Annotated in this window: 17 protein-coding genes; 8 read left to right on the forward strand and 9 right to left on the reverse strand. The window is 65.2% G+C overall.

The genetic code is table 11. From position 1 onward, the window contains the following. Positions 1–220: 220 nt before the first annotated feature. From JHD77_RS19615 to JHD77_RS19640, 6 genes are all read left to right on the forward strand, one after another. Positions 221–1,492, forward strand: coding sequence for an MFS transporter (locus JHD77_RS19615; RefSeq protein ID WP_031690089.1), 1,272 nt, complete (start codon positions 221–223; stop codon positions 1,490–1,492). 24 nt (positions 1,493–1,516) lie between these two features. After that, positions 1,517–2,746, forward strand: a complete 1,230-nt coding sequence (locus tag JHD77_RS19620; RefSeq protein ID WP_003118505.1) for an OprD family porin — start codon at positions 1,517–1,519, stop codon at positions 2,744–2,746. Between the two features lie 32 nt (positions 2,747–2,778). Further along, positions 2,779–3,522, forward strand: a complete 744-nt coding sequence (locus JHD77_RS19625; protein WP_003113623.1) for a 5-oxoprolinase subunit PxpA — start codon at positions 2,779–2,781, stop codon at positions 3,520–3,522. Next, positions 3,519–4,232 (forward strand): 5-oxoprolinase subunit B family protein, encoded by a 714-nt coding sequence (locus JHD77_RS19630; RefSeq protein WP_003102104.1) that lies wholly within the window; start codon positions 3,519–3,521, stop codon positions 4,230–4,232. Before JHD77_RS19625 ends, JHD77_RS19630 begins: the two co-directional genes overlap by 4 nt. Further along, on the forward strand, positions 4,229–5,170 hold the full coding sequence (locus tag JHD77_RS19635; protein WP_023095713.1) for a biotin-dependent carboxyltransferase family protein: 942 nt from the start codon (positions 4,229–4,231) through the stop codon (positions 5,168–5,170). Before JHD77_RS19630 ends, JHD77_RS19635 begins: the two co-directional genes overlap by 4 nt. Positions 5,171–5,237: 67 nt before the next feature. Next, on the forward strand, positions 5,238–5,714 hold the full coding sequence (locus JHD77_RS19640; protein WP_003106158.1) for a DUF4142 domain-containing protein: 477 nt from the start codon (positions 5,238–5,240) through the stop codon (positions 5,712–5,714). Between the two features lie 18 nt (positions 5,715–5,732). On the opposite strand, the gene JHD77_RS19645 is transcribed toward JHD77_RS19640, so the two are convergent. Then, positions 5,733–7,505: a thiamine pyrophosphate-requiring protein gene (locus JHD77_RS19645; protein WP_010794132.1), complete on the reverse strand. Its 1,773-nt coding sequence runs from the start codon at positions 7,503–7,505 to the stop codon at positions 5,733–5,735. Between the two features lie 170 nt (positions 7,506–7,675). Between JHD77_RS19645 and JHD77_RS19650 the strand changes: the two genes are divergently transcribed. Beyond that, positions 7,676–8,074: a four-helix bundle copper-binding protein gene (locus tag JHD77_RS19650; protein WP_003088822.1), complete on the forward strand. Its 399-nt coding sequence runs from the start codon at positions 7,676–7,678 to the stop codon at positions 8,072–8,074. A 91-nt stretch (positions 8,075–8,165) separates the two neighbouring features. On the opposite strand, the gene JHD77_RS19655 is transcribed toward JHD77_RS19650, so the two are convergent. The 6 genes from JHD77_RS19655 to JHD77_RS19680 all read right to left on the reverse strand — a co-directional run bounded on the left by JHD77_RS19655 (position 8,166) and on the right by JHD77_RS19680 (position 13,401). Continuing rightward, entirely contained in the window at positions 8,166–8,900 is a 735-nt protein-coding gene (locus JHD77_RS19655; protein WP_003450502.1) for an alanyl-tRNA editing protein, read from the reverse strand. Further along, on the reverse strand, positions 8,897–9,592 hold the full coding sequence (locus JHD77_RS19660) for a serine O-acetyltransferase (protein WP_003120270.1): 696 nt from the start codon (positions 9,590–9,592) through the stop codon (positions 8,897–8,899). Before JHD77_RS19660 ends, JHD77_RS19655 begins: the two co-directional genes overlap by 4 nt. Before the next feature lie 81 nt (positions 9,593–9,673). Further along, a complete protein-coding gene (locus JHD77_RS19665) occupies positions 9,674–10,591 on the reverse strand; it encodes a PLP-dependent cysteine synthase family protein (RefSeq protein WP_023116148.1) in 918 nt (305 codons plus the stop codon). Positions 10,592–10,609: 18 nt separating this feature from the next. Then, a complete protein-coding gene (moeB, locus tag JHD77_RS19670) occupies positions 10,610–11,953 on the reverse strand; it encodes a molybdopterin-synthase adenylyltransferase MoeB (RefSeq protein ID WP_023116149.1) in 1,344 nt (447 codons plus the stop codon). Between the two features lie 97 nt (positions 11,954–12,050). Next, positions 12,051–12,509 carry a Mov34/MPN/PAD-1 family protein gene (locus JHD77_RS19675; protein WP_023116150.1) on the reverse strand — a complete coding sequence of 153 codons (459 nt, stop codon included), beginning with the start codon at positions 12,507–12,509 and terminating at the stop codon, positions 12,051–12,053. Position 12,510: 1 nt separating this feature from the next. Continuing rightward, complete coding sequence (locus tag JHD77_RS19680; RefSeq protein ID WP_003120268.1) at positions 12,511–13,401, reverse strand: DMT family transporter; 891 nt, start codon at positions 13,399–13,401, stop codon at positions 12,511–12,513. 132 nt (positions 13,402–13,533) lie between these two features. Between JHD77_RS19680 and mdrR2 the strand changes: the two genes are divergently transcribed. After that, a complete protein-coding gene (gene mdrR2 / locus JHD77_RS19685) occupies positions 13,534–14,967 on the forward strand; it encodes a transcriptional regulator MdrR2 (protein WP_003106149.1) in 1,434 nt (477 codons plus the stop codon). Between the two features lie 220 nt (positions 14,968–15,187). Here mdrR2 and JHD77_RS19690 read toward each other — a convergent pair whose 3' ends face one another. Both JHD77_RS19690 and JHD77_RS19695 read right to left on the reverse strand, forming a co-directional pair. Beyond that, positions 15,188–15,943: an SDR family oxidoreductase gene (locus JHD77_RS19690; RefSeq protein ID WP_003106148.1), complete on the reverse strand. Its 756-nt coding sequence runs from the start codon at positions 15,941–15,943 to the stop codon at positions 15,188–15,190. Then, the gene (locus JHD77_RS19695) at positions 15,928–16,857 is read right to left on the reverse strand and encodes an alpha/beta hydrolase (protein WP_073654273.1); all 930 of its coding nucleotides are present in this window, start codon (positions 16,855–16,857) and stop codon (positions 15,928–15,930) included. Before JHD77_RS19695 ends, JHD77_RS19690 begins: the two co-directional genes overlap by 16 nt. Between the last annotated feature and the right edge of the window lie 5 nt (positions 16,858–16,862).

Below are 16,862 nucleotides of genomic sequence, written 5' to 3' on the forward strand. Positions count from 1 at the left end.
GCGGGAGCGAGCAGCTTCCATGCCAGCGCCCACCTTCCGGCGGCACATGATCGACGCATGACGGCCTGCTCCGCCATCGAAATTTCTTATCCCCGGCGGCCGCATAAATTAGTTGGACGCTCGCTGGCCAGCCTCGAAGAATGCGACCACCGGGTGCGACGGCGCCCACCGAATCTTCATAACACCAATAACGACGATCGGTGCCCCCATGGAAAAACACATGACCCTCGACGCCGGCCCGGACGCTTCCCGGGACGGTCATTTCAGCTGGTATCGCGCCCTCGACAAGCAGGAACGCCGGGCTTTCTGGAGCTGCAAGATCGGCTACGGCCTGGACGGCATGGACACCCAGATGCTCAGCTTCGTGATCCCTACCCTGATCGCCCTGTGGGGGATCGGCACCGGCGAAGCCGGCTTCATCCACACCATGACCCTGCTCGCCTCCGCCGCCGGCGGCTGGATCGCCGGGATCCTCTCCGACCGCATCGGCCGGGTGCTGACCCTGCAACTGACGGTGCTCTGGTTCGCCTTCTTCACCTTCCTCTGCGGCCTCGCGCAGAACTACGAGCAGTTGCTGGTCGCACGGACCCTGATGGGCTTCGGCTTCGGTGGCGAATGGACCGCCGGCGCGGTACTCATCGGCGAAGTGATCAAGGCCCGCGACCGCGGCAAGGCGGTCGGCCTGGTGCAGTCCGGCTGGGCCATCGGCTGGGGCCTCACCGCCATCCTCTACTCGCTGATGTTCAGCCTGCTGCCTCCGGAAGAGGCCTGGCGCGCGCTATTCATGCTCGGCCTGTTGCCGGCGCTGTTCGTCCTGGTGGTACGCCGGCTGGTCAAGGAACCGGCGATCTACCGCGAGGCCAGGCAACGCAACCAGGGCGCCGACAAGGTCAGCTTCTACGAGATCTTCGCCCCCGGGATGCTCAGCATCACCCTGCGCGCCTCGCTGCTGACCACCGGCGCGCTCGGCGGCTACTACGCCATCACCGCCTGGCTGCCGACCTTCCTCAAGACCGAACGCGGGCTGACCGTGCTCGGCACCAGCGGCTACCTGGCGATGGTGATCCTCGGCTCCTACGTCGGCTACGTGGTCAGTGCCTTCCTCACCGACCTGATCGGGCGCAAGAAGAACTTTGTCCTGTTCGCCGTCGGCTCCTTCACCGTGGTCCTGCTCTACACCCAGTTGCCGGTGAGCAACGGCGCCATGCTCTGGCTCGGCTTCCCGCTCGGCTTCTTCGCCTCGGGCATCTTCAGCGGCATGGGCTCGTTCCTCACCGAACTGTTCCCAACCCGCATCCGCGGCTCCGGCCAGGGCTTCTGCTACAACGCCGGGCGCGCCATCGCCGCGCTGTTCCCGATGCTGATCGGCATGCTCGGCCAGAAGCTCTCGCTGGGCCTGGGGATCGGCGCCTTCGCCGCGGTCTCCTACGGCGTGGTGATCCTCGCCGCCCTCAGCCTGCCGGAAACCCGCGGCAAGCAACTGGAACTCTGAGCCGTCGACCGAGGAAATCCCAGCATGCATCCCACTCCCCGCCTGGCTGCCGCGCTGCTCGCCGGCAGCGGGCTGGGCTGGCCGCTGCTCGCCCAGGCCGACCTGGTCGAGGACAGCCACGCCAGCCTCGAACTGCGCAACTTCTACTTCAACCGCGACTTCCGCCAGAGCGGCGCGCGCGACAACGCCGACGAATGGGCGCAGGGCTTCCTCCTGCGCCTGGAGTCCGGCTTCAGCGAAGGCACCGTCGGCTTCGGCGTCGACGCCATCGGCCTGCTCGGCTTCAAGCTCGACTCCGGCGGCGGCAGCGGAGGAACCGGGCTGCTGCCGGCCGACGGCTCCGCCGGCGGCTCCCAGGATGACTACGCCAAGCTCGGCCTGACCGCCAAGGCGCGGGTCTCCAACAGCCTGCTCAAGGTCGGCGCGCTGCACTTCAAGAGCCCGCTGGTCTCGGCCAACGACACCCGCCTGCTGCCGGAACTGTTCCGTGGCGCGCTGCTCGACGTGCAGGAGATCGACGGCCTGACCCTGCGCGGCGCGCACCTGGACCGCAACAAGCTGAACAGCTCCAGCGACTACCAGGTGTTCAGCGCCAACCGCATCGGCGGGCGCAGCGATGCCTTCGACTTCGCCGGCGGCGACTATCGCCTGACCCCGGCGCTGACCGCCAGCCTGCACCAGGGTCGGCTCAGGGACATCTACCGGCAGACCTTCGCCGGCCTGGTACACACCCTCGACCTCGGCGGACAGCGTTCGCTCAAGAGCGACCTGCGCTTCGCCCGGGCCAGCGAGGACGGCGGCTTCCGCGAACTGGACAACCGCGCCTTCGGCGCCCTCTTCAGCCTGCGCCTGGGCGCCCACGCGGTGGCCGCCGGCTACCAGCGGATCAGTGGCGACGATCCCTATCCCTACATCGCCGGCAGCGACCCGTACCTGGTCAACTTCATCCAGATCGGCGACTTCGGCAACGTCGACGAGCGTTCCTGGCAACTGCGCTACGACTACGATTTCGGCGCGCTCGGCCTGCCCGGCCTGAGCTTCATGAGCCGCTACGTCTCCGGCGACAACGTCGCCCGCGGCGCGGCCAACGACGGCAAGGAATGGGAACGCAACACCGACCTCGGCTACGTGGTGCAGAGCGGGCCGCTGAAGAACCTCGGGGTGAAATGGCGCAACGCCACGGTGCGTTCGAATTTCGCCAACGACCTCGACGAAAATCGCCTGATCCTCAGCTACAGCCTGACGCTGTGGTGAGGTCCGGCGAGCAATGACCTGAAGGAACCTGCATGAACAACCTGTTGTTGAACTGCGATATCGGCGAGAGCTTCGGTGCCTGGCGCATGGGCCTGGACGCCGAGGTGATGCCGCTGATCGATTGCGCCAACATCGCCTGCGGCTTCCACGCCGGCGATCCCGGCACCATGCGCCGCACCGTGGCCCTGGCGGTGGAGCATGGCGTGCGCATCGGCGCGCACCCCGGCTACCCCGACCTGGTCGGCTTCGGCCGGCGCTCGCTGGCCTGCTCGGCGCAGGAAGTGGAAGACCTGCTGCTCTACCAGATCGGCGCCCTCGACGGACTCTGCCGCGCCCAGGGCACGCGGGTACGCTACGTCAAGCCGCATGGCGCGCTGTACCAGGACATGATGCGCGACCCGGCGATCCTCGCCGCCGTGCTGCGCGCACTGGCGGCCTACGACCGCACCCTGCCGCTGATGCTGATGAGCACCCGCGACAACACCGCGGCGCGCGCGCTGGGCGAGGCCCACGGCATCGAGCTGTGGTTCGAGGCGTTCGCCGACCGCGCCTACGACGGCGCCGGCTACCTGGTCTCGCGCAGCCAGCCCGGCGCGGTACACCACGACGCCGAGACGGTGCTCGCCCAGGCCCTCCTGCTGGCCCGTGGCGCGGCGCTGCGAGCCAGCGACGGCAGCGCCCTGGCGCTGGAGGCGCAGACCCTCTGCGTACACGGCGACAACCCCGCCTCGCTGGCTGCGGTGCGGCGCATCCGCGACGCCCTGGAGGCGGCATGAGCCAACCGCAACCGCGCATCGAGGTGGCCGCCATCGACAGCTTCGTCCTGCGCCTGTTCGAGCGCATCGACGAAGCCAACATGCCCTGGCTGCTGGCGGCGGAGGAAAACCTGCGGGCGGCGTTCGGCGCCGCCCTGCTCGACCTGGTGCCGTCCTACACCACCCTGCTCCTGCAATACGACCTGCTCCAGCTCGACCCTGGCGAGGCCCGCGCGCGGATCGCCGCGGCGCTGTCCGACTTGCGCCCGAAACGCCAGGACGGCGGCCGTCTGCACATCCTGCCGACCTGGTACGACCCGCGGGTCGGCCCCGACCTGGAACCCCTGGCGCGGCGCAAGCAGCTCGGCGTCGCCGAGCTGATCCGCCGCCACAGCCAGCGCGAGTATCGGGTCTTCGCCCTCGGTTTCAGCCCCGGCTTCGCCTTCATGGGGCTGGTCGAGGAAGCCCTGGCGGCACCCCGTCTGGCGACTCCCCGGCAACGCATCGCCGCCGGCAGCGTCGGCATCGCCGAGCGCCAGACGGCGGTCTATCCGCAGGCCTCGCCAGGCGGCTGGAACCTGCTCGGGCGCTGCCCGGTGCGCCTGTTCGACCTCACCCTGGACGGCTACAGCCTGCTGCGCGCCGGCGACCGGGTGCGTTTCGAACCCATCGGACACGCCGAATTCGTCCGCCTCGGCGGCGACGACACGCCCCTGGAGGTCCAGGCATGAACGACTCCATCCACGGCGGCCTGCGGGTGTACCAGAGCACCCCGCTGGTCCAGTTGCAGGATCGCGGCCGCTTCGGTTGCCGCCATCTCGGCGTGACCCAGGGCGGCGCCCTCGACTGGCTGTCCATGGGCTGGGCCAACTGGCTGCTGGGCAATCCCCTGGACGCCGCGGTGATCGAGATCGCCCTCGGCGGTTTCGTCGCCGAATGCCGTGCCGACGGCTGGTTGGCCCTGGCCGGCGGCGATCTCGGCGCGACCCTCGATGGCCAGCCGCTACCGGCCTGGGGCGCGTTCGCCGTGCGCGGCGGCCAGCGCCTGGCCTTCGCCCACCCGCGCCAGGGCGCCCGCGCCTACCTGGCGGCGCCCGGCGGCTTCGCCGGCGAGCGCCAGTTGGGCAGCCTGGCCACGGTGGCCCGCGAAGGCCTGGGCGGCCCCCGCGCCGACGGCAAGGCCCTGGCCGCAGGCGACAGCCTCGGCTGGCTGGCCGATGGCGCGCGACCGCGCGCGCTGCCCCTGCCCAGCGAACGGATCATGGACTGCACCGGCGAAGCGCGCCTGGAGCTGATCCTCGGCGCGCAGATCGGCGACTTCCCGGCCATGAGCCTGTTCGATGCGTTCAACGGCGACTGGCAGGTGGATACCCGCGCCGACCGCATGGGCGTACGTCTGCTCGGCCCGCGCCTGGAATGCCGGCAGCAGTCGATGATTTCCGAAGGCATCGCCCTCGGCGCGGTGCAGGTGCCGCCGGACGGTCAGCCGATCGTCCTGCTCAACGACCGCCAGACCATCGGCGGCTACCCCCGTCTCGGCGCCCTCGCCCCGCTGGCGCTGGCGCGCCTGGCGCAATGCCTGCCAGGCCAGCGGGTGCGGCTGCTGCCGACGGTGCAGGAGGCGGCGCACCGCGAGCATCGACGCCTGCTGGCGGCCTGGGACGCATAGGCGGTTTTTTTGAACGGCGCCGTATGGCGAGCGTCCACCGCACACTCGTCCCGTCCGGAGGTTCGCCATGCCCAGTCGCCTGTCACTGATCGCCGCCCTGCTGTTGCCCCTGGCCGTCCAGGCCGAACCCGCTGATACCCGCGCCCTGCTCGCCGACAGCCTGGCCGACAGCCAGGCCCAGGTGGAGGCAGCCGAGCAAGCCATGCGCCGATCCGAAAACAAGGCGGTGCAGCTCTATGCCAAGCGCGTACTCACCGAACAGCAGGAGTTCGACCACCAGTTACGCGCCCTGGCCGGGGAAAAGGCCTTGGCGCTGCCCTCGCCGCGCCAGACCGAACGGCAGGCCGCCGCTCCCGGCGGCTTCGACGAGCGCGGTTTCCTCGACGCGCAGATTCGCCAGCAGGACCGTCTGGTTGCACGCTTCGAGGGAATCGCCCGGGACTCCGCCGATCCTGACCTGCGCCGCTTCGCCGACGAATGGCTGGCGCGCTTCTACCACCACCGCGAACTGGCCGACCAGTTGCGTAGCGGCCGCGCCGACTGAGCGCCGCGACCGCCTTGCTCAGTGCCGCGCGAGGACCTGCCGGGCGCTCTGGCGAATCACCCCCCAGCGCTTGGGATCGTCCTGCAGCATGGCGCCAAGCAGGTGCTTGGCCTGCTCGAAACTGATGTGCGGCGGCAGCGGCGGCACGTTCGGGTCGGTGACCACCTCCAGCAGCACCGGGCGGTCGGCGGCGAAGGCCTCGGCCCAGGCGGCGTCGATGTCCTCCGGGCGATCCACGCGGATGCCCTTGAAGCCGAGCATGTCCGCATAACGCGCGTAGGGGAAATCGATCACTTCCTGCGCCGGGCTGAACTCCGGGTCGCCGGCCAGGGCACGCTGCTCCCAGGTCACCTGGTTGAGATCGCCGTTGTTCAGCACCAGCACGATGAAGGTCGGCGAGTCCCAGCGCTGCCAGTACTGCTGCACGGTGACCAGTTCGGCGTTGCCGTTCATCTGCATAGCGCCGTCGCCGACCATCGCCACCACCGGCCGCTGCGGATAGGCGAGCTTGGCGGCGATGGCGTAGGGCACGCCGCTGCCCATGGTCGCCAGCTTGCCCGACAGCGAGCCGAGCATGCCCGGGCGCATGCGGATGTCGCGGGCGTACCAGTTGGTATGCGAGCCGCTGTCGCCGCAGAGAATCGCATCGTCCGGCAGTTGCTCCGACAAGGAACGGAATACCCGCTGCGGGTTGATCGGGTCGGCTGGCTCTTCGGCCTGGCGCCGGGCTTCCTCGCGACTGGCCGTCACCGCCCGCTCGACCCGGCGGCGCCAGGCACCGTGCTTTTTCTGCTCGAGCAGCGGCAGCAGGCGCTCCAGGGTTTCCCCTGCATCGCCGAGCAAGGCCTGGTCGATCGGATAGCGGATACCGATGTTGCGCGGATACAGGTCGATCTGCACCGCCCGCGCCTGGCCGGCCTTGGGTAGGAACTCGCTGTAGGGGAAAGTGCTGCCGACGATCAGCAGGGTGTCGCAATGCGACATCAGCATGCTGCTGGCGCGGGTGCCGAGCAGGCCGATGGAGCCGGTCACGTACGGCAGGTCGTCGGAAACCGCCGCCTTGCCCAGGAGCGCCTTGGCCACTCCGGCGGCCAGGCGCTCGGCGACCGCTTCCAGTTGCCGGTGCGCGCCCAGGGCCCCGGCACCGGCGAGGATCGCCACGCGCCGGCCGCGATTGAGGATCGCCGCGGCGGCCTCCAGGTCGGCGTCGCGCGCGTAGGGTCGCGGCTGGACGAAGCCCACCGCCGACATCACGTGGCCGTGCTCGTGGGGCTGGCGCTTCGGGGCCGCCATCTGTTGCACGTCGTTGGGCACGATCACCGTCGCCACCTGCCGCTCGCCGACCGCCACGCGCAGGGCTCGGTCCAGCACATGGAGCAGTTGTGCCGGGCTGACCACGGTCTCGACATAGGCGGAAACGTCCTTGAACAAGCTCTGCAGATCGACTTCCTGCTGGTAGTCGCTGCCCAACGCGGTAGCCGCCTGCTGGCCGACGATGGCCAGCACCGGCTGATGATCCATGCGCGCGTCGTAGAGCCCGTTCAGCAGGTGGATCGCGCCCGGCCCCGAGGTGGCGAGGCACACCCCGACCTCTCCGGTGAACTTGGCGTGGGCGCCGGCCATGAAGGCCGCCATCTCCTCGTGGCGCACGCGGATATAGTCGAATGCCTCGGCGCGCCGGCCCATGGCGCCCATGATCCCGTTGATGCCATCGCCGGGGTAGCCGAAGACGCGCTTCACCCCCCACTGGCTCAAGCGTTCGAGCAATTGATCGGCAACCGTGCTGGACATTCTCGCCTCCTGGTCGTGTCTGGGGTCGTACCAGTGAGGACTGGCGCCGCGGGCGAGGGTTCAAGGCAATCGAGCGGCGGTGCCGACGGCGAAATCGACTGAACTGTCGGCATCGTCGACCGGCCCAAGGAACAGGGCCCGCATGGGCGCAATCGCCAGGAGGTGCCGCCATGACCCGCGCCATCAACGATCCCGGAAACGAAGACCCCGGCTCCCTGCTGGAAACCGACGCCGACGCCCTGCTCGGCGGTGCCGCCGCCCAGGCGCCGGAAGAGCGCTGCCGGCTCGCAGCCCAGGCCTGCATCCGCGCGTGCGAGCGCTACCTGGCGCTCTGCATCGAGTCCAGCAGGGAACAACGCCAGCACGCCGGCGACTGCGCCGACCTCTGCCGCCTCGCCGCCCTGCTACTGGAGCGCCGCAGCCCATGGGCGCCGGCCGCCTGCGAGCTGGCGGCGCGCTATGCCCTGGCATGCGCGGAGCGTTGCGATGGCGACGAGCCGCTGGAGCGCGAATGTGCGGGTGCCTGCCGGCGCTTCGTCGAGGCCTGTCGGCCGTTGTTGCCGGCCTGAGGCCCTCTGGCATTGCATGGAGCTGCCGGGCGTGGCGAGGGTGACCTGTGGCGTAGAATGGGAAACCGACGGCCATGTCGACGGTAGTCGCTCAACCCAGTACCAGTACCACCCTACGGGTGCGCGCTGATTTCTTCTCCATCTTGGAAACGCGCACCACCCCAACTTCTTCGGTATTCGCCACATGGGTTCCACCGCAAGGCTGCAGGTCGGTGTCTTTAATACTCACCAACCGAACCTGCCCGGCGCCCATCGGAGGTTGGACACTCATGGTGCGCACCAGATCTGGCCTAGCCCGCAGTGCATCATCGCTCATGGTGTCGATCGAAACCGGATGTGCTGCCTCGACCATTGCCGCCAAGGCGCTATCAATGGCCTCGCGGGACAGCGGTTCACTCGTCACGAAGTCCAGGCGCGCATGCTCATCAGTGATGCTGCACCCATTGACCGGATAGGGCAGGACAGCACAGAGCATGTGCGCTGCGGTATGCAGTCGCATGTGCCGGTAACGACGCACCCAATCGATCTGCGCAAGAACCACCTCGCCAGGCTTCATTGCTCGGAGAACGGTTGCCTGGCCTTCAGCTGGGATATGCAGGATGGCATCCCTGCCAGCACCTGCTTCTGTCCCCTTGCGTGTATCGGCGATCCGGAGCCGCGTGCCATCAGCCAGCGTCAGCCAACCACTGTCTCCAGCCTGGCCACCCCCCTGGGGATAGAAAACGGTCTGGTCGAGCAGCAGGCCATCTTCAACGAGATCGGTGATTCTCGCCAAACACTCTTCCCGGTAGGAGTCCTGGAGAAAAAGGGAGGCGGTCTGCGTCATGATGCCTCCATTGGTTGAATTTGGGTCTGCGTGGCTGCCGGCTGTAGTTGCTGAACAATGTGGGGGCCTCGGATGACCTGTAGTTCAGAACGCAGGGTTACGACTGAACCGACAGGGATGTCGTCCTTGATGACACAATGCGGACCGACAAACACATCGTCGCCGATAGCGATGTCACCCAGTACACGCGTGAAGGCCCCGATTTGGACGCGGCTCCCTATGGTGGGGTGACGCTTACCGGCGGGATTAGCCGATATGCCAGTTGCCCCCAATACCACACCTCCGAGGATGTAACAGTCATCACCGATTACCGCTGTCTCGCCAATGACCGTGCCATGCCCATGGTCCAGGATGAATCGACTGCCAATCTTGCATCTTGGGTGGATTTCCGCGCCCGACAGGAGCTTTCCACGAGAGGAGACCAGGAGCGCGGTAGCCTCCAACGCTCTCTCAGGATCGCCTTCAGATGTGCTTCGCAGACACAGCATGTGGGAAAGCCGGTAGTGCAGCACTGCCTTGAACGAGCTGTAGCCAAACGCAATGTCGGATGTCCGTCCCTGTGCGGCTGGATCCTTGCTGGCGAATGCCTGCAGGTCTTCCTCGCACCAACGTCTGGCTTCTTCGAACATCGAATGAGCGACTATCCGCTCCACCAGTTGGGGTGAGCAGCACTCCATCAATGCCGCGCGCATCAGATTACCTACCAGTTTGTCCATCGCATGCGACCTCATTTCGACCATGCAAGCGTTATCGCCGTGCTCTGCTCTACAACTTCATCGAAAAGCGTCCATGTATGACTCGACGCCATCGTAGATCATCGTCAGTACACGAGCGCCTGACGGCATGGCAGATGCCATGTTCAGCACCGCGACCAGGTTGGCTGCGGAGGACAACCCCATGCTCACAGAGTCGTTTTGCAGGACTTCCCGGATCATCGACAAGCAGGCAGATTTCGACACCCCGACCATGCCAGTAACAATGCCGAGGTTGCAGACTTCCGGCACGATACCAATGGAAAGTCCCTGAATCTCATGCGGTGCGTGCCTATCGTCGAGCAAGTCGCACTGCTCTGGCTGCACGCCATAGATGGCCATATCCGGCCAGTGGTTCCTCAGCACCTCTCCAACACCCGTGATATGTCCACCAGTTCCAATGCCAGCGAAGAAGAAGTCCGGGGGTGGCTGGCCTGCAAAGTCCCTCAGGATTTCCAGGGCTGTAGCTTCGCGATGGGCTTGCGGGTTGGCTGGATTGCGCTGCTGGTTGAGCATGACGAACTCCGGATGTTCCAGCAGTATCTGGATTGCCAGCTCGCCATGCGAGTTGTTCCCTTTTCTGCTATCCGACAGCACGACGTGAGCGCCATACAGCTCGAGCAATTGTCTCTTGTCAGGGCTGTAGTTGTCGGGAACCACCAGGGTCACGCGGTACCCCAGGATGTTCCCCGCCATTGCCAGTCCAATCCCCGTATTTCCCCCGCTCGGCTCGAGAATGGTCTGCCCTTTCCCGCGCACCAGGATTCCTTTGCGTTCGGCATCCAGAATCATCCAGAGCGCGATACGCGCCTTATGACTTCCTCCTGGATTGAAGGATTCCAGCTTGGCGAATACGCTCACCCCCAGGCGAGCAGACAATTTGCTCAGCCGTATCACCGGCGTCCCGCCAATTAAATCGAGTAGCGAATCGTAGATCATGCTTTCCCTGCCTATGGTTCAGTACATCGGCATGTGCTGCTCTATCTCTTTCGCCCATCGCTTCATGCCGCCATCGAGCACTTGGACGTTGGAGAACCCTGCCCCCATGAGCTGTATGGCCGCGCGTTCGGCACGAGTGCCGGCGTAGCACACGAGGATGTAGCGCTTACTGAAGTCGAGATTGGCGAAATGGCTGGCGAGTTCGTTCAAGGGAACGTGGACGATCCCCGGCAACTGGCACACTTCGAGCTCGCCCGCGTCGCGTACATCCAGAAGGGCATAGTTTTCGCTGTTGGATTTCATCAACTGCAACAGGCAGCCGGGATCGATATAGCGATCGTCGTCGAGTCGTTGCGACGGTGCCGCGCTTGCCTGGCAGAGCAATCCCTCCCTCCAGTGGCGGGGATTCTCTGCAGCGGTTTTGCCGCAGGCCGGACAATCGTCGCGCCGATTGAACTTCACTTCATTGAAGTGCATGAGCAGCGCGTCGAATCGAAGAAGTCTGCCTGATAGGGACTTGCCCAGGCCGACGAGGGCCTTCACCGCCTCGGTTGCCTGCAGCAGGCCAATCACTCCAGGCAGCACACCAATAACTCCCCCTGCGTTACAGCTTGGAGCCATCTCAGGCGGGGGATTGTTCGGGAAGAGACATTGGTAGCAGGGGCCTCCCTCCAGATTGAAGACGCTAACCTGACCTTCGAACCGATAGATCGCGCCAAAGACGAGTGGTTTTCCGAGCTTGGCGCAAACCGCGTTGACCAAGTAACGTGTGGCGAAGTTGTCGGTGCCATCCAATACCAGGTCATAGCTCTGAATCAGTGACTGCGCATTGTCCGCGTCGATGGCGTAACGGTGGGTTACGACTTCAATGTAGGGGTTCAGGTCCTGCATCCGGCGCTGGGCGGACTCAACCTTCGGCATACCGAGCGTGCTATAGCCATGGACGACCTGGCGCTGGAGATTGCTCGACTCCACCACGTCAAAGTCAACCAGCCCGATGGTGCCCACTCCTGCTGCGGCCAGATAAAGGCAAGCGGGCGAACCCAGGCCGCCCGTTCCGATTATCAGCACCCTGGCCTGCTTCAGGCGCTGCTGGCCTTCCCTGCCAACGCCTGGCAACGTGATGTGGCGAACGTAGCGTTGAACTTCTTCGTCGCTCAACGCTTCAACGCCAGAACCGCCAGATGTCGCGAGCATGACTTCGACTTCATCTCCATCGGAAAGCTCGCCATCCAGATTGACTAGCGAACCTTTGTGGGTCAGCAGGAAGTGTTCTTTCAATTGACCGTTTTCGTAATACAGGTGCCCGAGTAATGAAGGATGCTTCCTGGCAAGGCCTGCCAGCAGCTCGCCAACCGTCAAGCCCGCTCCCTCCAGGCGCCCGCCTTCCAGTTAGGCGGCCCGTACCAGTACTTCCGGAAAAATTACCGTCTTCACTTTTCAGCTCCTTGCCAGATGTCTACTCGTCCTGGCTCGATGGCCCGAACCCTCGTGTGCATTCAAAGCGTCCGTTGCGCCAGGCAAACAGTTTTGCGCCGCGAACGTTGCCGGCGGCCACATCAACAACCAGGTAGTCGACCGGCAGCATTGGCTCCCCGGCATACAATGCCTTGTCGATATCCTCCCGGCTGAAGTAGGCACCGACGTCCGGGTGGGAGTGGTAGATGACGGATACCGGGCTGCACGTCTTGAAGCTGCTGTTGAGGAATACGGTATCCGTCACGGAAAACGTGTACCCGTTGGCGGCCGTGCGTGGGTACCTCCGGGGGTCAGCCATGTGCAGTTCATCCTGGATGTTCGTACCCTCTTTCACTTTTGCATCGGCGAGAACGAATCCGCAGCATTCCCTTGGATAGGTCCTGCAGGCGTGTCTGTAGATCACGCTCAATGCATGCTCGGTCAACACGTTCGTATTCATGTCACCTCCTGCCGAGCAGCTTCTCGATGGGAAGCTTGGTGATGGCAAATCCAGCCAATAGGAGCACGGTGAAGCCAATCAACTCGCGAGAGATGGCAACCCCTTCGTACCAGGCGCCGATGATCACGGCGAACACCGGGAAAATGATGAAGACGAACGACAGCACAACGGGACTCAAACGCTTGAGCAGGAAGAAGTACACGATGAATCCCCCGACTGATGCCACCAGACCGAGATAGATCAGGGCAGCCCAAGATCGGCTTGTGACGGCAGACAGGTTCGGGTGTTCCATCACGAGTCCGGCCATGAACAGCCCCAAGCCGGCGATGCCAATGGGCAGCGTATTGAAGGTGATCACGCCGATGTCAGCACCTTGCCTTTTGGTGATGACGTAGCTGAGTGCGTGCATGATCGCCGCGAGCAGGATGGCAAGTACGCCTAACAACTCCGTGTAGTCCAGATGCAGCCCTTGAGACCTGATGATCATGAACAGGCTGCCGAAGCCAATCGCAATACCAAGGATCTGCGACAGGTAGATGCGCTCGCGCAGGAAGATCGCGGAGAAGATCAGGATGAACACGGGCATGCTGCTGAACAGCAGCGCGGTAAGACCTGAAGCGACGTATTGCTCGCCATAGTTCAGCAGGTAGTAGGGCACGCTGAAGTAGCCGAGCGTCACGAAGACGAAGAAGGCCAGGAGTCGCCGCGGGAAAAAGATCGTCTCGTGGCGCAGCCGCGCAAAGAGCAGGAAAAGCGGAAATGCGATCAGAAAGCGCAATCCGGCGGCAGTTAGCGGCGGCACGCTCTCCACGGCGATCTTGATGCCGAGCCAGGTAGTCCCCCAGCTGATACACACCACTAGAAATAGAACAGCGGTCACCAGGCTGGCCACACGTACCTGCCGCCTGTTGATAGTCAGAGCTTGAATTGACATAAGTTGCACGTCTTTCCCCCATGTTATTCTTTGATTGACGCCCTTTATTGCTTATCAAACCTCTTTATTTGAGGTTAATTCGGAGAAAATATGCCGGTCAAAGCAAATATTGACACCGATTCAATTTTCAGATTCTTCCTACCAGAAGGGCCCGGCCTGAAGTACAAACGGCTGGCCCAGGGCATCGAAGAATCTATTCGCAATGGGGTTCTCCGGCAGGGAGTCAAGCTGCCGCCACATCGCATCCTCGCGGACAAGCTCGGTGTGACCGCGGGCACGGTGAGCCGGGCCTATGGTGAGCTGGAGCGCATGGGGCTGGTTGAGGCTCGGGTCGGCGACGGTACGTTCGTCCGCAACCGCGGTCGAGAACGTGCTCGGGAGGCGGGCTTTCGCAATTTCGTAGACAGCACCGAGATGTGCAACGACATGAGCCGGAATATGCATATTCCGGGCAATGAGACCGAACTGCTTTCCCGCAGCCTTCAGCAATTGAGTGCGGCCCCTGAGCTCCTGCAGGAGTTAATGCTCTACACACCCGACACAGGACTGCTCCGACACCGGCAAGCGGGAGCAACATGGCTGTCTCACGGTGAGTTTCAAGCGGAGCACCAGCAGATTCTGTGCGTCAATGGCAGCCAACACGGTCTGCTCGTCGTGCTTATGGCCATGCTGCGCGCCGGCGACACCCTGGTAACGGAGCAGCTCTCCTATCCTGGGCTGATCAGTGCCGCGCAACTGTTGGGCATCAAGGTGCTCGGCTTGGAAATGGATGAAGAGGGGCTACTGCCCGACGCCCTCGAAGAGGCCTGCCGCACGAACAGGATCACCGCCCTGTACTGCACACCCACCATCCAGAACCCGACCACTGCAGTGATGTCAGGCGCCAGGCGGAAGGAAATCGCGAAGATCTGCCGCGAGCACGGCTTGATCGTCATCGAGGACGAAACCCATGCTGTATTGATGGCCGAACGCCCCACCCCTCTCTGCCATCTGCTGCCTGAGCGGGGCATCCTCATCGGTGGCATGAGCAAGGCGGTCGCTGCAGGATTGCGGGTTGGATACGTTCATGCTCCTGCATCCATGGTAAGTCGCATGGCAGCAGCGCTTCGCAATTCGTGCTGGATGGCGACACCACTGGTTCTCGAGATTGCGAGCCGATGGGTCGAGGACGGTACTGCAAGCGCACTGCTCGAATACCAGAGAGGGGAAATCGCGCGTCGCCAAGCGCTGGTTGTGGACCTGCTGCAGGGCCTGACCTATCGCAGCCATCTATGCTGTCCGCATTTCTGGGTAGAAGTGCCAGCCCCCTGGCGCGCCATCGAAATAGAGCAAGGCATGCGCGGACAGCAGCATCTTGTCACCACCGCAGAGGCCTTTAGTACGGGCCGCGGTACGCTTCCCCAGGCCATTCGAATCAGCGTCAGCAATTCCCCAGGAGGGGGGAATACGTTATCTGACGGCTTCGCAGTCCTGGCAGCGCTCCTACGCGAAGGCCCCCAAGAGATGCTGACGATGCGTGCTTGATACGGGAGGCAACGGTCCCACCCGAGGAGGACTCTTGGGCTCAACGGTAGCGATAAGCACCGGCGCCTGACTAAGGCATACCTATGGTCCGAGATCTACCATGGATTTCACTCGCCTGGGACGGCGAAACAAGAAGTCGAGGCAGCCACGAAAAGCAGCTAGACCATCCAGCGTGAAACCCACCCAAGCTTTAATCCGTTCTATCCATCCTGCGCAGAGCCTAACCCCGCGACAACCACGCTATCACCGCTCGGTTCACCCACGGCGGAGACAACTGCCCAGCCCAGTACAGCGCCGTGAACAACCCGCCCACCGGCCGGTGTACCCGCCGGCTGTGCGCGTGCCGCCAGGCCGCCTCGGCGATATCCTCGGCGTCCAGTCTCAGCCCCAGGCGACGCAACACCGGCGGCTGGTAGGCCTGCCCGGCGACCATCGGCGTGCGAACGAACGGCGGCATCAGGTCGGCCACACGAATACCGTGGCGGCGCCATTCCAGCTCCAGCGCCTCGGTAAGCCCGCGCACGGCGAACTTCGAGGCCGAGTAGACGGCCATCTCCGGTACGCCATACAGCCCCGATGCCGAGCCCATGTTGAGCACCTGCGCCTGCGGCGTCGCGCGCAGGAACGGAAAGGCCGCGTGACAGCAGTTGAGGACGCCATGCAGGTTGATCGCCAGCAACCGCGCGTGGTCCTCCAGGGCGACCTCTTCGAAGCGGCCGAAACGCAGGACGCCGGCGCAGTTGAATAGCAGGCGCAGGCGGCCATCGGCACAGAACTGCGCAAGCGCCTCGCCGACCGCGTCGGGCTCGCTGACGTCCACGGCGCGGTGCCAGGCGCCCGGCAGTTGCACGGCCAAGCCGCGCAACGCCTCGGCATCGATGTCCAGCAAACCGACCCGCCAGCCCCGGCGGTGGAACAGCCGCGCGCTGGCGGCGCCGATTCCGGAAGCGGCACCACTGATCAGGATGTTCTGCACCTGTCGCCCTCCGCGCTGCATTCGACGACGAACGCGGCCGCCTCGTCCAACGCCCGGTCGGCGCTGGCCAACACGCCGGCATGGGCCTGGAACACGTGCCAGCAACCGGCGTAGCGCTGCAATCGCACCGCGACGCCCTGCTCACCGGCCCGTTGCGCCAGGCGCAGGCTGTCGTCGCGCAGCAGTTCGTCCTCGCCGACCTGTACCAGCAGCGGCGGCAGCCCCGCCAGGTCGGCATGCAGCGGCGACAGGGCGGCCGAGCCTGGCTCCGCGTCGGCCGGCAGCAGCAGGCGCACCGCGCTTTCCAGCCAGGCCCGCGACAGCAGCGGGTCGCCGGCCGCCGGCGTGTGCAGGCGCTGGCAGCCGAGGTCGGTCCAGGGCGAGAACAGCAGCAACCCGGCCGGCAACGGCAAGCCGCACGCCTTCAGCTCCAGGGCCAGGGACAGCGCCAGGTGGCCGCCCGCGGAGTCGCCGGCGAGCAGCAGCCGGCGCGGCGAATGGCCGGCCTCCAGCAATGCCAGGTAGACCGCCAGGGCGTCGTCGCGGGCGGCGGGGAACGGATGTTCCGGGGCGCGCCGGTAGTCCACCGCGCAGACCTCGGCGGCGCAACGCCGGGCCAGGTGCGTGGTGATCGCCCGGTGGGTCGCCGGCGAGCCGATCAGGTAGGCGCCGCCGTGCAGGTAGAGCACCCGGCGCCGCGCCTCCACCCCGCGCGGCCACAACCACTCGCAGGGCACGCCGGCGAGGCTGCGGCGCTCGCGGACGACGCCGCCGGCGCCCAGCGTCGCCAGGCTCAGCCCGCGCAACACGCCGCGTTGCAGCGCCACTGGCATGGGCGGACGGACCAGCCCGCGGAACAACAGGCGCAGGCAGCCGCGCAGGAGACCGGCGCGCAGGCGTTGCGGCGGCGACATCAGGG

Source organism: Pseudomonas sp. P20 (assembly GCF_016463925.1).
Lineage (GTDB): Bacteria > Pseudomonadota > Gammaproteobacteria > Pseudomonadales > Pseudomonadaceae > Pseudomonas > Pseudomonas aeruginosa.